Origin of the sequence: uncultured Paraglaciecola sp. (assembly GCF_943787955.1) — a bacterium.
Classification (GTDB): Bacteria; Pseudomonadota; Gammaproteobacteria; order Enterobacterales; family Alteromonadaceae; genus Paraglaciecola.
On sequence record NZ_CALSOK010000006.1, the window covers coordinates 67,665 to 84,650 of the forward strand.

Below are 16,986 nucleotides of genomic sequence, written 5' to 3' on the forward strand. Positions count from 1 at the left end.
GTTTACCCAAAGGCGAAACATGCTGGTTAGACATTGTAAACCGAATGATCACACATTAAATAGGCTATCAAATGGAGCTGGCATAGGGTTAATTAAAATAGGTCGGGCTTGCAAAAATGCTGAGGCACAGCAATTGTGTGCCTCGGGTGAGATCGTCAATTTTATTAAAAAGGGATAAGCGTTTAGTGGTTATTATTGATGAAATGGCTTACTTAACCGGTGAACCGCATCAATAAATACTTTGGCATTGTCAGGTGGCACATCTAGATGAATGCCATGACCAAGGTTAAATACATGGCCGTTTCCTTTACCAAAACCTTCTAAAATAAGTTGCACTTCCTGTTCAATGCGCCCGGCTGGTGCATATAACATAGACGGGTCCATATTACCTTGTAGTGCAACCTTGTCGCCGATGCGTGCTTTTGCATCAGCCATATCCACTGTCCAATCCAGGCCTACTGCGTCACATCCAGTTGCAGCGATAGATTCCAACCACAGACCTGCATTTTTAGTGAACAAGGTTACGGGAACCTTGCGCCCATCATTTTCGCGCGTGAGACTATCGACAATTTTATGCATATATTGCAAAGAAAACTCTTGGTAATCACGACCTGATAATACGCCACCCCAAGTGTCGAATACCATTACTGATTGAGCTCCAGCGGCAATTTGCGCATTAAGATACAAAATAACGGAATCGGCTAACTTATCAAGTAATAGGTGCAAAGCTTGTGGATCACTAAAGGCCATTTTTTTAATTTTGGTGAAGGCCTTGCTTGACCCACCTTCGATCATATAAGTTGCGAGTGTCCAAGGACTACCAGAAAAACCAATTAAAGGCACCGTTCCATTTAAATTTTTGCGTATGGTGCGCACGGCATTCATCACGTAACCCAGTTCTATTTCAGGGTCCAGTATAGGTAATTTTTGAATTTCAGCCATGCAAGTTAATGGCCGTTCAAACTTTGGACCCTCACCGGTTTCAAAATATAAACCCAGTCCCATCGCATCAGGAATAGTCAAAATGTCAGAAAATAAGATGGCAGCATCTAGATCGAATCTACGTAATGGCTGGAGTGTTACCTCGCAGGCTAATTCAGCATTTTTACAGAGTGACATAAAGTCGCCAGCTTCTGCTCTTGTGGCTTTATATTCAGGTAAATATCGACCTGCTTGGCGCATCATCCATACTGGTGTCGTATCGACTGGCTGACGTAACAATGCCCTTAAATATCGGTCGTTTTGCAATGGTTGCATTGATTTCCTCAAATTAGAATTAACTGACCCTGCTTAGGCTATAGGTTTAAAAATGCGTATTGTAGCGATTTTATCCACTGAGAAAAGGGAAAGTTGAATTATATCTCGCAAAAACTTACATACTGAGAATTGTCTTTGCTTAAAAGATGATGCGAGCGCAACTAAAAATTAAGGATCTCGATGACGAGATTAAAAAGCTAAAATATTCAAGCCCCACTTATGTGGGAGCTTTTACACTCAGAGTTTAATTAAGAAGGGTTTGGAATAGTAATATTCTTCTGCTGTTTTATTTCTTCGATAGTATGCTGAATTAGTTGCCCCGCAATAGATAACTTGGGTGGAATATTAGGTAATTTGTCTGAGTCAAACCAATATGCTTCAAGTATTTCCTTGCCGTCTACTTTTATATCCCCTGAGTCAAAATCTGCCAAGAATCCAACCATTAATGAGTGAGGAAAAGGCCAAGGTTGGCTCGAAAAGTAACGCAAGTTTTTCACTTTTATGCCCACCTCTTCAAATACTTCCCTGTGAACTGCTTGTTCCAGTTTTTCACCACTTTCTACAAAACCTGCTAAAGTTGAATACATTTGCATAGACCGTTGCGGTTTACCTTGTGCTAACAATATTTTGTCGTTATGCCGGATAGACACAATTATACAAGGTGAAATTCGTGGGTAACAACGGTGCTGACATCGTGAACACTGCATTGCCATTTCCCAATTAATTTGTTGCATAGTGCTGCCACATTGACCGCAAAACCTATGTGTGCGCATAAACAAAGCAATTTGCCATGCTCTAGAGGCAATGCCAAAAAAGCTAGTTTGGTTTTGCATGAGTAAGGCGCGCATACTAATAAGTGAAAGTTGTTCGTTTTCAATATGTTCATTGACCATATCAATTAATAAGCAAGGCAAGTCGTCATGGCTGCCTATTCGAACGATTTGCTCTTGGTAGGCATGGGCAAAATCGAGCGCTGCCCAAGTGTCAACTATTAACCCAGGATTTTCAGTAAATTGAAAAATTCTTTCACCGCTGAAAATTAACCATATAGCCTTTGTTTCATCTGTTACCGATATATTTTGTTCGATCATGTCGTTGTCAGAAATAAGAAATCTTCATTTAAGTTAACACAGTAAAACACAGCACAGAAAAATACTTTTTTAAAAGAGTATCACATCATCAATATCGACATATGTGGTCAAGTGAATCTGATAATAAATATTTAAAGTACGCAACACCACAAAGATTAGTGTTATTATTAAGGGCCTATTGAGAAGGAAGAAACGTGACTGATATTTGTGAACATTCTATTGCAAAACAAGTGTATAAAGCTAGGCAATTTTGTGAAGATAAAGGGGCTAGATTTACTTTACTCAGAGAGAAGGTTTATGCCATATTGCTAGAGCAGCAGGGTGCTGTAGGTGCTTATGAACTGTTGGATGCTCTAAAAATAACAGAGTCCAATGCAAAGCCTGCCACAGTCTACAGAACCTTAGATTTTCTCTTAGAGTTCGGTCTCATTCACAAAATAGAATCCACAAATGCCTTTGTGGCTTGTCATCATTTTGATTGTAACCATCCAGTACAGTTTTTGATTTGTGATACCTGTGGTGATGTAAAAGAAATCCAATCCGAAGGATTAAAAGATACCTTAGATAAACAAGCCCAGACAGTTGGATTTAGCATAGTCAATCAGACAATTGAAGCTCATGGAATCTGTGCTGCTTGCCAATAGAGCTAATCTTTTAAAAAAGAACTTATCCAATAAACGCAGAGTTTATAAACCCTTTATCGCTGCATAACTCAATATATTGAATACCATGGCAATAATTGGGTTATTACCGAGTAAACCCAAAAAGATAAAGTGATCACCAAGCGAGAGTGCAGGTCTCTGGCTTAATTGTTATGACAACGCCTATGGTGGTTTTCAGGCAGGATCATACGATAAACCATCCAGTTGATGGGAATAAATTGTTAATCCCATTTTCTCATGCATCAAGCAACCTCTAATTAGAAATGTGCTATACCCAATAAAAAGCAAAAAGATGCATGCTGATACATGACGCTATTGTCTTATCTCGTTAAAATCAGGGGATATCATCTGATCACTGACGAAGTGGTCAATCAACTTGTAAGCATGAAGCAATTTAAAACTGGCCTACTAAAATTATTTGTTCAATATAATAGTGCCAGAGAATATGGCTTATGACTCACAAAACTTTGAGGGTGCAGATGATAAGCCTACCCATATTAAAGCCAGTTTGCTTGGCAACAACCTCAGCATAACCATTGTTGATGGCACTTTAGGTTTAGGCCTAGGCCTGTGGCAAGGCATAGTATTGGGTGAACACCGAGTGAGAGCAGAAAGTCATCACTTAATTGCGACTATTTGTGGAAAATAGGTTTATGAACATCATAAAATAGTTGCTTTAATGATGTCTACATATATGATCTGTCTTGATCAATCGTGATTTATATATGAAAAAGTTTAAAATTAAGGAACTATTTAAAATGAAAAAACTATTGCTTTTAAGTGCTGTAGCTTCAGCTTTGAGTGCAAATGTTCAAGCACAGACTAAAGATAATGAAAAGTGGGTTGCTGGCTTTATTGAATATTATAAAACTGATCAAGCCGAAACTGGCCTTCCCAACTTTTTAGACGATGGTGCGGGTCTTGGTGCGGAATTTGGAATCAGATTTTCGCCACAGTGGGCTTTTAGAATTGAAGCCTCAAAGTTAGACATTGACGCCACTCCAAATAATGTCAATGGGAGCCGCTTCGGTGTCGACATGATGTACTTTTTGCAAGATGATTCCTTATATGCTTTTGGTGGTCTAAAAAACACCGAAATTGTTAATAGTGATACTATGGCTAATATCGGAATAGGAAGACATTGGCATGTAAACGATAACGTCAAAATCATTACTGAAGCAGCCGCCTACCAAACCTTAGCTAGTAATAGTAATACGCACATAGGACTTAAATTGGGCCTTGCGTACACATTTGGCGGGTCGAATATGACTGCAAAGCCGATCTCTGTAGACATTGATAATGATGGTGTTTTTGACAAGATGGATCAGTGTGCAGGCACACCAATCGGCACTCGAGTGGATAGCGTGGGCTGTGCATTGGACTCTGACGGTGATGGTATATTAAATACGATTGACATGTGTCCAGACACACCAGCTGGTAAAAAAGTCAGCTCTGTAGGTTGCAGCTTAATATTAGATACAGACAAAGACGGTGTGTTGAATGATGCGGATCAATGTGAAGACACACCCATCACGGATAAAGTTGATGAAAATGGCTGCAGTGTATTTACAGAAGAGCAAGTATTAACCAGTATAAAAGTATTATTTGGAAATAATAGTTCGGTTATTAATAACCCGAAGGACCCCCAGTTTCAGGAGTTTGCTGATTTTATGGACCGCTACCCAACAACAGATACTGTGATTGAGGGTCATGCTTCAGCGCCAGGTGATGCTGATTACAATATGATGCTATCTCAAAAACGAGCAGATGCGGTTAGAACACTGCTAATCAATCAATATGGTATTGATGGTGTGCGATTAACTGCTAAAGGATTTGGCGAGAATCAGTTGTTGGATACATCTAACACAGCAGCGGCTAACAAGGTTAATCGTAGTATTATTGCAAAAATATCGGCAAATAAAAGAACTGTAGTGGAAAGATAAGTTATCGATTACAAAAAAAGAGATGTAATTGCATCTCTTTTTTTTATTCAGAAATCAGTGGTTATTAGTATTTATCTTCTATTGCTGGTCCGGAATAATTATCAAAGCGAGAAAACTGGCCTTGAAATGTTAACCGCGATGTACCTATGGGACCGTTACGCTGTTTACCTATAATAATTTCAGCGACACCTTGGTCAGTACTCTGTTCGTTATAAACTTCATCTCGATAAATAAACATGATTAAATCGGCGTCTTGCTCAATTGAACCTGACTCACGAAGATCTGAGTTGATTGGGCGTTTATTACTGCGTTGCTCAAGGCTTCGGTTTAGCTGGGATAAAGCAACAACAGGGACTTCTAACTCTTTTGCTAAAGATTTAAGGGAGCGTGATATTTCGGCAATTTCTAAAGTTCGATTATCGCTTAATCCTGGTACCTGCATTAATTGCAAGTAATCAATCATGATCAGGCTAATCCCCCCTTTCTCACGCGCCAATTTTCTTGCACGGGTGCGCACATCCATCGGGGTCAAACCAGAAGAATCATCAATAAACAGATTGTCTTTGTCCTTTAGCATGGCCATGGTATTTGACATTCTTGCCCAATCCTCATCGTCCAGCTGTGCAGTACGAATTTTGGTTTGATCGACTCGGCTAAGGGACGCTAACATCCTCATCATAATCTGTTCAGAAGGCATTTCTAGGCTGAATACTAATACTGGCTTTTCTTCGAGTAACATAGCATTTTCGCATAAGTTCATAGCGAAGGTCGTTTTACCCATAGAGGGCCGGGCCGCAACGATAATTAAATCTGAAGGTTGCAGGCCACTGGTTTTTTTATCTAGGTCAGTGTAACCAGTAGACACACCTGTGACTTCTTTATTACTTTTAACTAATATTTCAAGACGGTCGATGGTTTTTGTTAACACTGCCTCAACATTCTTTGGGCCTTCGTCTTTACCTGTGCGTTTTTCGGCAATTTCGAATACCTTACTCTCGGCCATATCGAGAATTTCACCGCTATCGCGACCTTCAGGATTATACCCTGTATCAGCAATGACATGAGCGACGCCTATGAGCTCACGGATCACAGCTCGTTCTTTTATTATTTGTGCATATGCAGATACGTTGGCTGAGCTTGGCGTATTTTTGGCTAACTCACCTAAATAAGCAAAGCCACCTGCGGTCTCTAACTCATCCATACCTTCTAGATCTTCAGAAACAGTAATTAAATCAATAGGTTGGCTTTTCGTTAAAAGGCGGACAATGGCGCGGAAAATGATTTGATGTGAGCGATTGTAAAAGTCTGTCTCTACTACAATTTCAGCCACCTTATCCCATGAATCAGGGGCTATTAACATACTACCTAACACCGATTGTTCCGCTTCGATAGAATGAGGCGGGATCTTCAGTTTTTCGACTTTATCATCTGTATTTTTTTGTGGAACAGCTTTAACAGGCATCGATTTTATCAGCTCAAAAACGGTTTATCAGTATGCGCTAAATCGCCCTAAAAAGTAAACCTTGAGTGGCATCTGCTTTTATAATATTTACTTATTAAGGTGCTTTGAAATGGCAGCAATAAAACGTTCACCATAACGTTCGAGCTTAGTTCGGCCCACACCATGAATATCTAAAAAGTCGAATGAGGTCTCTGGAAATTTATCTGCCATATCGGCTAATGTTGCATCGCTGAATACAACAAATGGTGGCACATCATCCTGATCAGCAATAGTTTTGCGTAAATATTTCAGTTTTGCAAACAGCGCTCGATCATAATCTTGTGTAATGAGCTGTGCTTTTTTACCCAAATCAAGACTCAATCTTGGCACCGCAAGCTGCAATTTTTGGGCTTGCTGTAATATCGGCCTTGCTTCTTCAGTTAATTTTAACACTGCATTTTGTGTGATATCCACCCTAAGAAATCCGCGGTGGATTAATTGATTTATAATGTTGTGCCAATATGCATCTGACTTATCTTTGCCAATAGCATAAGTGGTCAACTTATCATGGCCATGTTCTAAAATGCGTTTTAGTTGTTTACCTCTAAGTACATCAATTAAATATTGACCGGCAACAGATTGTCTTAGTCGAAAAACACAAGATAACACTTTTTGCGCATCTACAGTGCCATCGAATGCTTTGGGTGGGTCGAGGCAAATATCGCAATTACCGCAGTGCCCCGCAGAATATTCAGCAAAGTAATTAAGTAAAATTTGTCGGCGACAAGTTTGCGCTTCACCAAAAGCTTCCATGGCGGCAAATTTTTGAAGTTCTACGCTATTTCTCTCTAGATTTTCACCCGTTGATATCCACTGACGAATACGAGCTACATCTTTTTCGTCAAATAATAATAACGCTTCGGCGGGCATGCCGTCTCTACCTGCTCGGCCTATTTCTTGATAATATGATTCGATACTACGAGGTAAGTCAAAATGTACAACAAAGCGCACATTAGATTTGTCTATTCCCATGCCAAACGCGACTGTTGCCACTATGATGTCAATCTTATCTTGAATAAAATCACGCTGTATTTTGTCCCGAATTTCACCCTCAAGACCCGCGTGATAACCTGCACAATTGACCCCTTGTCTGGCCAAAGCAATACTCAGATCGTCTACTTTCCTGCGGCTATTACAATAAATAATACCGCTACCATCTTGTTGTTTAACAAAAGCAATCGCTTGGTCTGTGGCCTTGTATTTAGTAACTTGGTTGTATCGTATATTAGGGCGGTCAAAACTTCCTTTGAAGATAAAGGGTTGCTGTAACTTTAGTTGTTGGGTGATATCTGCTCGGGTGGCAAGATCGGCGGTAGCCGTTAATCCCATGATTGGGATATGGGGGAACGTAGCTTTTAATTGCCCAAGCAGTCTATAGTCCTTTCTAAAGTCATGGCCCCAATGAGATACGCAGTGAGCCTCGTCAACCGCAATAAGACTTATTGTAAGGCCTTGAAGACGCTGGATAAACTCCAGTTGCATAAGCCTTTCAGGCGCCACATAGATTAGCTTGTATTTTCCATCTTGCATGCCCTTAAAAACATTAAACATATCTTGTGGCGACAGGTTTGAGTTTATGTAAGCGGCATTGACGCCATAGGTTAAAAGCGCATCAACCTGATCTTTCATTAACGATATCAGGGGTGAAACAACAATTGTCAAACCCGATAAAAGTATAGCTGGAATTTGATAACACAAAGACTTACCGCCACCAGTAGGCATGAGGACCAACACATCTTTTTGCTGCATTACTTGGTTTATAACTTGTGCTTGCCCATCACGAAAATGATCATAGCCAAATGTGTGTTTTAATACTTGTTGCGCATGGGTAATTGCGGGTGAGGAATGTGCTGGATGATCTGACAACGGTTGCTCAAAAGATATTAGTAAAACATAAGTTTACGTGTTTTTATCTCGAGGTTCACTTGCTAACAATCAAAAACTGGGTCAAATTGTACACTCAGGTAAATATATTACTGGATTGTCAGTTGTCTGATAATGTAAGAACAGATTTGATACGTAATTTTGCTCGCGATATAAGTGTTTAAATATTTTTATTAGTCAGTAGTTGAATACAGCATTTTTGACTATGACGTTGTCTGTATTTCTAAACTATTCTTGTTTTTCGTTAAAAAATTAACTTACTGCCATCATTTCTGTCCTGTTTTTGGCCGATAGGCCAAGTCTTGATGAAGAAGAACATTGTTGAGCCATGGGTGCAGTGGACTATATCGATAAAAGAACACGGCTTAGTATTTTGATCTCACGTGTCACAAACATAACGATGAATTTGGTCACCTGGAAGGTAATAAATGTTTGAAGATTGTAGTTGCAACTATTGCATCTAGTAGAATGAGAACGCTCGATTTTACTCTGTGATATAAAGGTGAAGAATTTGTCTTAATGTTACCTTTCACTGATTTGAAGAGGCTAAGCAGGTGGCACCTGAGTTAATTCAAGATTGGAGGCTCCAATCTGCCAAACAAGCTTTGCACCCTGTTGTGACAATAAATGAGGGTATTTATGCCTTTAGCCCAACCTATCAAAAATACCGTGAAGGAACTTATAGACTCGATTGTTAAAGCAGACATAATTTTTTCAAAACTAGCAGTAGGTCACAAACAGTATTCAGCAGCATTGTTTTAGAATAATCTATTTCAAATAAAACCTAGCAAAATAAAAATGCTTATCAGCAGCAGAATAGGTGGTTTAAATAATTTTAGTCCCAGAAATCCGATGACCACTAGACCCAAATCAATATAGTTGTGAACTGCACTAATAATTACTGGATCGTAGAGTGCCAAAACAAGAAAACCCACTACCGCAGCATTGATACCTTGCGATGCGCCAATAAAGTTGGGATGTTGAACGAGAGATTGCCAGCTATTATTGAGGGCTAAAATTAATAAATAACCTGGTAAAAAAATGGCAAACGTCGCCACAATAGCACCACTTAACGGTAGGTTTTCCATCCATTGTGCACCCATAAATGTTGCCATTGTAAACATGGGTCCGGGCACACCCTGAGCAGCTACATAGCCAAATAAAAATTGCTGCTCTGTCAGTGTATCGCCAACACTAGTTTGCAATAATGGTAAGACTACATGCCCACCACCAAATACTAGACTACCGTTTTTATAAAATATTGCGAATAAACCTGCAAAAGAATCATATTGATTTAACCCTAAGCTGATTAAAAATATGCTGGTAAATAAAAGCAAAGGTAGCCACGATAATTTTTTTAGGATCTGACTTATGTTAACTGACTTAGCTGGAATTTGATTATTGGCTAAGCCTATTAACATGGAAATCAGCAACACTAACATTTGTGTATAAAAAGATTTATAGATGACTAGAAGTAAAATACTGAGGAGCATTATTAAGACAGATAAGCGATCTTTGCAAAAACTTCTAAACATAGTAATTACTGCATCTAACACAATAATAACGGCTAATAATTTTAGGCCACGGCTCACTGAAATTAACCAATTTGCGGGGGTATCTAAGTTTACTGACACCGCCAGCCAATACATCAATATAAATGAGGGTAAGGTAAAGCCCAAAAATGCTGCTATTCCTCCAGCCAATCCTGCTTTTTGTAATCCTATTGCAAATCCGATTTGGCTTGAACTAGGGCCTGGCAAAATCTGACTTAACGATATTAATTTGGCGTAGGCATCATTAGATAGCCATTCTAATTTTTGTACAAAAGTGCGTTGGAAATACCCAATGTGTGCTGCAGGGCCACCAAAACTAATACAACCTAAGAATAGAAATCGCCAAAATATCTCCCAGCTTTTTTTCATTGGTTTACCTTACCTCATTTAGGTTTTAGATTGCATTTGCGAAATGCTTACATCACACTCCACGCTATATTAAGCTCTGTTAAAGCTAGGTCAAATACTTGAACGATAAATCAGTAAAAGCAGGTGTTCTCTTTGCACTAGCCGCTTATTCGATGTGGGGCATTGCACCCATGTATTTTAAGTTATTGACCAGTGTACCTGCTCTAGAAATTGTTATGCATCGAATAGTTTGGTCTGTGCTGGTGTTGTGTTTGTTGTTGGCTGTTCGAAAAAAGTTTGGCCAAGTCTTTAATGCAATGCGGGATCCGAAAGTCATCGCAACCTTATCAATAAGTGGATTATTATTAGCGGCCAACTGGCTAGTCTTTATCTGGGCCGTGAATAACGATCACATGCTTGACGCTAGTTTAGGATACTTTATTAACCCTTTATTTAATGTCTTACTCGCACGCTTTTTCCTGCAAGAAAGTTTAACTAGATTGCAGTTATTAGCTGTTTTTGTAGCGCTAGCAGGTGTGGCTTTCTTGATTTTTTCATATGGTCAGTTACCTTGGGTAGCCTTGGTGTTAGCAACTAGTTTCAGTATATACGGGTTACTACGTAAAAAAGTGTCAGTGGACTCTATGCCTGGCTTATTGATTGAAAGTTGTATTATGTTGCCCTTTGCTTTGTTGTATTGGTTTATTATGGATACAACAAGTGGCAACATGTTGGCAAATAGTTTTGACCTTAATGCCACATTGTTGCTAGCCGGAGTGGTGACTACCGCTCCATTGTTATGCTTTACTGCTGCAGCTAGACGTATTCGTTATACGACTTTAGGTTTGTTTCAATATATAGGTCCAAGCCTGATGTTCCTGTTAGCGGTCATTCATTATCAAGAACTACTAGATACAACAAGGGTCGTTACTTTCGTATGCGTTTGGTCAGGTTTATTAATTTATGTCTATGACTCGCTGAGAGTCTACCGAAAATCAAGGCAGCTTACTTAATACGCAATGGTATAAGAATAACTTGTTCCATTGACAGGGTTAACTGCTTTAAAAGCGGCTATTAATGATCAACTACCTGATTCCATCCATTATTTGCAGGACTTCTTAGGGCGTTGTTTTCGAAAAGCACATGAAAACTCATCACCCAGAGCCATACAGCAAATTAATCGGTTACAAGCTCTGGAGAATTAGACTTTTGTTAACCTTGCAAATGACATAACCAACCATTTACTTCCAAACTCATCAAAGTTAATTTGTACTCTTGCATGTTCGCCGCTGCCCTCATAATTCAACACCGTACCTTCGGCAAATTTAGGGTGGGAGACCCTTTCCCCGAGTTGGAAACCTGTTGATTCAAAAGCGGTATGGCCCGTAACTGGGGTAAACCTATTTTGGACTGGCCTAGATATGGTAGTTCGTAAACGGACTTCTTCTATACAATCGGTAGGGATCTCTTTGATAAAACGTGAGGGGGTGTGATATTTGTCTTGGCCATATACCCTTCTGTTTTCAGCGTAAGTGATATATAACTTTTGCATGGCTCGCGTCATGCCTACATAACAAAGGCGGCGTTCCTCTTCTATTTTACCAGGTTCTTCATTACTCATCTGGCTTGGAAACATGCCTTCTTCAACACCCACCATAAAGACTAGTGGAAACTCTAGGCCTTTTGCTGTGTGGATGGTCATCATTTGAACCGCATCTTGATGCTTATCCGCTTGATTATCTCCTGCTTCTAGAGACGCATGTGCTAAAAAAGCTGACATGGGTTTCATGTTATCTGCTTCTTCTGGCACCACAAATTGTTTACAGGCGGTGACCAGCTCTTCCAAGTTTTCAATTCTGGCTTGAGCTTTTTCGCCTTTTTCTGCTTTGTACATGGCAAATAAGCCAGAATGTTTAATCACGTAGTCAGCTTGTTGTTCTAAGGAAAGGTCTGCAGTGTCTTGTGTGAGTTGCGTGATTAATTTTGTAAAGGCGTTGAGAGCATTTGAAGCACGGCCGGTCAGACGATTCTCCGCGAGTATTCGGGTACTGGCATCCCACATGGATAATTCTGAATCGCGAGCGATTTCGCGAATTTGTGACAGGGTTTTATCACCAAGACCGCGAGTGGGCGTATTAACAATTCGTTCAAACGCGGCGTCATCAATCGTTTGATTAATTAAACGTAGATAACCTAATGCATCGCGAATTTCCTGACGTTCAAAGAATCGCAAGCCGCCAAATATGCGGTAGGCTATAGACTCTTGCAATAATGCTTCTTCTAGAACACGTGATTGAGCGTTGTTACGGTATAAAATGGCACAATCAGATAGAGCATTGCCGTTGTCTCGCCATTCTTTTATGCGTGAAATATTAAAACGGGCTTCGTCCAACTCATTAAATCCTGCATATAAAGAAATAAGCTCGCCTGGGCTATCTTCTGTCCACAGTTCTTTACCTAATCGACCTTGATTGTTGTCAATTACAGTGTTGGCCGCTTTTAATATATTGCCTGTAGAGCGGTAATTTTGCTCCAGTCGTATAGTTTTTGCGCCCTTAAAATCACGTAAAAAATGTTGGATATTTTCTACATTTGCACCACGCCAACCATAAATTGATTGATCATCGTCGCCAACAATAATCATATTATTACTGGGGGCGGCAAGTATGCGCAACCAAGCATATTGAATGTTGTTGGTATCTTGAAATTCGTCGACCAGAATCGCTCTAAAGCGTTTTTGATAGTGTGCTAACACTGATGGGTTGTTTAACCATAACTCATGGGCTCTAAGTAACAATTCAGCAAAATCGACTAACCCAGCTCGATCGCATGTTTGTTGGTAGGTTTGATAGATTTCACGCATTTTCTGTTGGGTCGCATCACCATGAGTTTCGATATGTTGTGGGCGTAATCCTTCGTCTTTATTACCATTGATATACCACTGCACATGTTTTGGAGCCCAGTGTTTTTCGTCAAGATTAAGACTTTTAAGTACGCGCTTAATCAAACGATATTGATCATCTGAGTCTAAGATAGTGAAATTTTCTGGCAGGTTTACGTCAGCATGATGAGCACGTAGTAAACGGTGAGCGATACCATGAAAGGTACCAATCCACATATTATTCAGGGCGCTCCCTTGCAATTGTTCTATACGGCCGCGCATTTCTTTAGCAGCCTTATTGGTAAAAGTTACCGCCAAAATACCATACGGGGCAATACCCTCAACTTCCATTAACCATGAAATGCGATGCACCAAAACTCGCGTTTTTCCGCTGCCTGCACCGGCCAAGATAAGCATGTCAGATGCAGGAGCGGCCACCGCATCACGTTGTTTGTCGTTTAATTGGTCAAGAAGTCGAGATACATCCATTACACTAAAAATATATTATAAAAACATATTTTTAGTATATCAGTAACACTGTATTTAAATACACTAAAGTCATTCCTATACAGGGCCCTAGTGACTCAAGTTACGTAACAGATGAAGTATGAGTATTGAATTCTGGCAACAGTTAAAAGATAACGTAGAACTATTCGTTAATAATAAGCCTTTTCCTTATTTAAATTACTAATATTTTAAATAAGCTCTAATAACTGAGATAATTTACTCAGTTGAACGTGGGGTAAAATTGAGGCTTTTTCATTGCGTATGTTCATACTTCTATCTTCGGCATACCAAGCGGTTTGGTAACCTGCTCTAAGTGCTCCATATATGTCTTTTGGCAAGTTATCTCCGACATGCAAAATATTTTCATGGGGAATATTTAGATGTGCTTGAGCTGCATCAAACATGGCTTTATGTGGCTTCATTGGCAATTCCGTACTAGCTTGAAAACACGCCTCGAAATACCTTTTCAGCCCAATTTGTTGAAGGTCAACGTTACCATTGGTGATAGCTATTAACGGCAGACTATCCGATAAAGTTTTTAATAAAGAATGAATATTATTAGGTAACGTAAAGTTACTTCTTTGAAAATAAAAATGCTCAAAACACATCGTTGTTGCTGTAATTAGCTCTTTACCAGATAAACCTATCACCATAAAACCCGACTCTAGAGATAGTCGACGTAATTCACCCATATCATTTTTTAGCAATGGATTAGCTAGAATATGAGTCTTCTGTTGAACGCGCCAGAAGTCTTTGCTCACATGTTTGGTCGCAGGAAATTGGTTGTGCATAAATTCATATAAAGAATGCTCTGCGTTGACAATCACACTTGTGTTTTCATATAAAGTGTCATCCAAGTCGAATGTTATCGCTTGAATGGGTTTAAGTTTTTTATAGTAGATCATTTGAGAATATATTCTTTTTGATTATTAAGATTTTTTTGCCCTAGGGTGAGCATTATCATATACGTGGGCTAGATGCTGGAAATTCAGGTGTGTATAAACTTGGGTTGTAGATAAATTAGCATGGCCTAATAACTCTTGTACGCCCCTTAAGTCTGAGCTTGATTCTAAAACATGCGTGGCAAAACTGTGTCTTAGTTTATGTGGATTAACAGATTGTTCTAGGTTTTGCCGAGTGGCCCACAATTTCATACGTTTTGCTATTTGCCTGGTGCCGATCCTATTTTTAAGCATACTTACAAATAATGCGGGTTCTTCAATAGATGCAAGCTGTGGCCTGATTTTTAGCCAGACAGCTAATGCTTCTATGGCAATCTTGCCAATTGGCAATAAACGTTCTTTATTGCCTTTTCCTATGACTCTTAGTTGTCTGTCAGGTTGAATGCTTCTGATATTAAGATTAGCTAATTCCGATAAACGTAAACCACAACTATACATAAGTTCCATCATGGCCTTATCTCGTATTGCCAGAGTGTCATTTTCTTTGATATCCAGTAATTGATGCATTTCATCAACATTCAGTTGTTTTGGTAATGGTTTAGCTTGTTTAGGTGCTTGAATTGATGATGCTGGGTTTTGTGTTAGTTGACCTTGCTGAACAAGATAGGCACAAAACCCTCTGATAGAAGATAAGCGTAAAGCAATGGAACGGGAACTTAGCCTACTTTTACGAGCATCGTTTAGAATATTGCGAACATCTGAGGTATTAAATGTTGACCAACACTCAAAATCAAGTTTCTTGAAAGCTGCATTTAACTGCCGGTGATAATTTTCTATCGAATTATTAGCTAAATTTTTTTCATACCTTAAATGTGAAAGGTATTTTTCTAACCAAGTATGTAAGCCTGGTCTCAACATTTTATTGGCTAAGCAGTCAGCATTTTAGGTAACAAAACACCCAAAAATTGCTGTAGTTGCGTGATCAATAAGGTATCCATATCTGGATTGAAGTGTCCCGGGTCTTTACTACCAATAGCCAAAATCCCAAGTTCACCTAAATCACCTATAAGCAATAAAGCAACCGAGTTAGCCTCCTGATCAGCAAATAATAGCCTGCGTTCATGATCACTTAAACGGCCAAAGAAAAATTTATGTCTTTTAAAGCGTTTTTCGATAAATAGGCGACGCTGAATCTCAGGTAAAGCATGGGCCCCTTTGAAAGGCTTTAAGATTACAGATGATAACTGGAGATTTTCTTGAATGACCTCTTCCAAAATAAATTTGAGATCATCAAGGTTGGTACACTTTAGAATGCGCAAGTTCAATTCTGTATAGACCCGATAAATGACTTCGTTTTGTTTGGCAATAAAGGTTAATTGATTAAGTTTTTGACTTAGACTCCTGACTTTTTTACGTAGCTTTTCACCTTGAAGCTCCACCAAAGAGACACTGCCTTTGTGAGCATGAGGAATAGTGATGTTCTCAATAAGTTGTGGGAATTTAGAGAAAAAATCAGGATTTTCAAGTAAATAAGCAGCAACTTGCTCGGCGTCAATTAGATTTTTAGATTCGTATGCAATCGTTGTATCCATTTTATTTTTGCGACTCTTTAATCAAAGGTTTATATATCCATCAAAAATATGCTCAGCGGCGCCTGTCATTTTTAATACATTATCATTACCTTGCCAACGTATTTTTAAACTGCCACCGCGCAAATCAACTCTAACATCTTTACTTAATCTATTTTGTAATTGACCTACAGCTACTGCTGCACAAGCTCCGCTGCCACAAGCTAATGTTTCACCTACACCTCTTTCAAAAACACGAAGCTTGATATGGTTGTGATTAATAATTTGCATAAAGCCAACGTTTGCACCTTCGCTAAAACGTTCGTGTTTTTCAAGCAAGGGACCCATTGTTTCAACATCGGCAGTTTCTACATCATCTACCAACAACACACAATGTGGATTACCCATAGAAACAACACCACAAAAAAAAGTGTGCTCCTGTGCTCTTAATATGTAAACTTTTTCACGTTTATTGGCTTTTACTGGCACCAAACTTGGTTCAAACTCAGGTACACCCATATTTACAGTAACTTGCCCATCTTTCTCAAGGTACAGAACCATACGACCCGCTTTAGTACTGACCACAATTTTATTGCGGTTGGTTAGGCCTTTCATTTTTACGAATCGAGCAAAACAGCGCGCGCCATTGCCACACTGAGAGACTTCAGATCCATCTGCGTTGAATATTCTGTAATGAAAATCTTGGTCTGGATCATAAGGGGGCTCAACCAATAAAAGTTGATCGAATCCTATACCAAAATTTCTGTCTGAAAGTTGTTGAATTTTTTCTTTAGAAAAAAACACGTTTTGCGTTACGTTATCAATAACAACAAAATCATTCCCCAGACCATGCATCTTTGAAAACTGGATTTGCATTGCGACTACTTAG

At 39.3% G+C, this 16,986-nt stretch carries 13 protein-coding genes and 1 pseudogene; 4 read left to right on the forward strand and 10 right to left on the reverse strand.

Features of this window, described 5'->3' with window-relative positions; genetic code table 11:
* Positions 1–192: 192 nt before the first annotated feature.
* Positions 193–1,257 (reverse strand): uroporphyrinogen decarboxylase, encoded by a 1,065-nt coding sequence (gene hemE, locus Q0Y52_RS05035; protein WP_297818832.1) that lies wholly within the window; start codon positions 1,255–1,257, stop codon positions 193–195.
* A gap of 248 nt (positions 1,258–1,505) precedes the next feature.
* A complete protein-coding gene (gene nudC, locus Q0Y52_RS05040) occupies positions 1,506–2,348 on the reverse strand; it encodes an NAD(+) diphosphatase (protein ID WP_297818835.1) in 843 nt (280 codons plus the stop codon).
* Positions 2,349–2,542: 194 nt separating this feature from the next.
* Here nudC and Q0Y52_RS05045 point away from each other — a divergent pair, with 194 nt between their 5' ends.
* The 3 genes and pseudogenes from Q0Y52_RS05045 to Q0Y52_RS05055 all read left to right on the forward strand — a co-directional run bounded on the left by Q0Y52_RS05045 (position 2,543) and on the right by Q0Y52_RS05055 (position 4,953).
* Positions 2,543–2,992 carry a transcriptional repressor gene (locus tag Q0Y52_RS05045; RefSeq protein ID WP_297818838.1) on the forward strand — a complete coding sequence of 150 codons (450 nt, stop codon included), beginning with the start codon at positions 2,543–2,545 and terminating at the stop codon, positions 2,990–2,992.
* Between the two features lie 324 nt (positions 2,993–3,316).
* Positions 3,317–3,659 (forward strand): annotated as a pseudogene (locus tag Q0Y52_RS05050) (YjbQ family protein).
* A 109-nt stretch (positions 3,660–3,768) separates the two neighbouring features.
* On the forward strand, positions 3,769–4,953 hold the full coding sequence (locus tag Q0Y52_RS05055; RefSeq protein WP_297818841.1) for an OmpA family protein: 1,185 nt from the start codon (positions 3,769–3,771) through the stop codon (positions 4,951–4,953).
* Between the two features lie 64 nt (positions 4,954–5,017).
* Here Q0Y52_RS05055 and dnaB read toward each other — a convergent pair whose 3' ends face one another.
* The 3 genes from dnaB to chrA form a co-directional block, all read right to left on the reverse strand.
* Entirely contained in the window at positions 5,018–6,415 is a 1,398-nt protein-coding gene (dnaB, locus tag Q0Y52_RS05060) for a replicative DNA helicase (RefSeq protein WP_297818844.1), read from the reverse strand.
* Positions 6,416–6,502: 87 nt separating this feature from the next.
* Positions 6,503–8,320, reverse strand: coding sequence for a DNA helicase RecQ (recQ, locus tag Q0Y52_RS05065; RefSeq protein WP_297818847.1), 1,818 nt, complete (start codon positions 8,318–8,320; stop codon positions 6,503–6,505).
* A gap of 791 nt (positions 8,321–9,111) precedes the next feature.
* Positions 9,112–10,260: a chromate efflux transporter gene (chrA, locus tag Q0Y52_RS05070; protein WP_297818850.1), complete on the reverse strand. Its 1,149-nt coding sequence runs from the start codon at positions 10,258–10,260 to the stop codon at positions 9,112–9,114.
* 98 nt (positions 10,261–10,358) lie between these two features.
* Here chrA and rarD point away from each other — a divergent pair, with 98 nt between their 5' ends.
* Positions 10,359–11,252 (forward strand): EamA family transporter RarD, encoded by an 894-nt coding sequence (rarD, locus tag Q0Y52_RS05075; protein ID WP_297818853.1) that lies wholly within the window; start codon positions 10,359–10,361, stop codon positions 11,250–11,252.
* Positions 11,253–11,440: 188 nt separating this feature from the next.
* Here rarD and uvrD read toward each other — a convergent pair whose 3' ends face one another.
* From uvrD to dapF, 5 genes are all read right to left on the reverse strand, one after another.
* Positions 11,441–13,609, reverse strand: coding sequence for a DNA helicase II (uvrD, locus tag Q0Y52_RS05080; protein WP_297818855.1), 2,169 nt, complete (start codon positions 13,607–13,609; stop codon positions 11,441–11,443).
* Between the two features lie 206 nt (positions 13,610–13,815).
* Positions 13,816–14,532 carry an HAD-IA family hydrolase gene (locus tag Q0Y52_RS05085; RefSeq protein ID WP_297818857.1) on the reverse strand — a complete coding sequence of 239 codons (717 nt, stop codon included), beginning with the start codon at positions 14,530–14,532 and terminating at the stop codon, positions 13,816–13,818.
* Positions 14,533–14,556: 24 nt separating this feature from the next.
* On the reverse strand, positions 14,557–15,447 hold the full coding sequence (locus Q0Y52_RS05090; protein ID WP_297818859.1) for a tyrosine recombinase XerC: 891 nt from the start codon (positions 15,445–15,447) through the stop codon (positions 14,557–14,559).
* An 8-nt stretch (positions 15,448–15,455) separates the two neighbouring features.
* Positions 15,456–16,121: a DUF484 family protein gene (locus Q0Y52_RS05095; RefSeq protein ID WP_297818861.1), complete on the reverse strand. Its 666-nt coding sequence runs from the start codon at positions 16,119–16,121 to the stop codon at positions 15,456–15,458.
* A 21-nt stretch (positions 16,122–16,142) separates the two neighbouring features.
* Positions 16,143–16,973, reverse strand: a complete 831-nt coding sequence (dapF, locus tag Q0Y52_RS05100) for a diaminopimelate epimerase (protein WP_297818863.1) — start codon at positions 16,971–16,973, stop codon at positions 16,143–16,145.
* Positions 16,974–16,986: the final 13 nt, after the last annotated feature.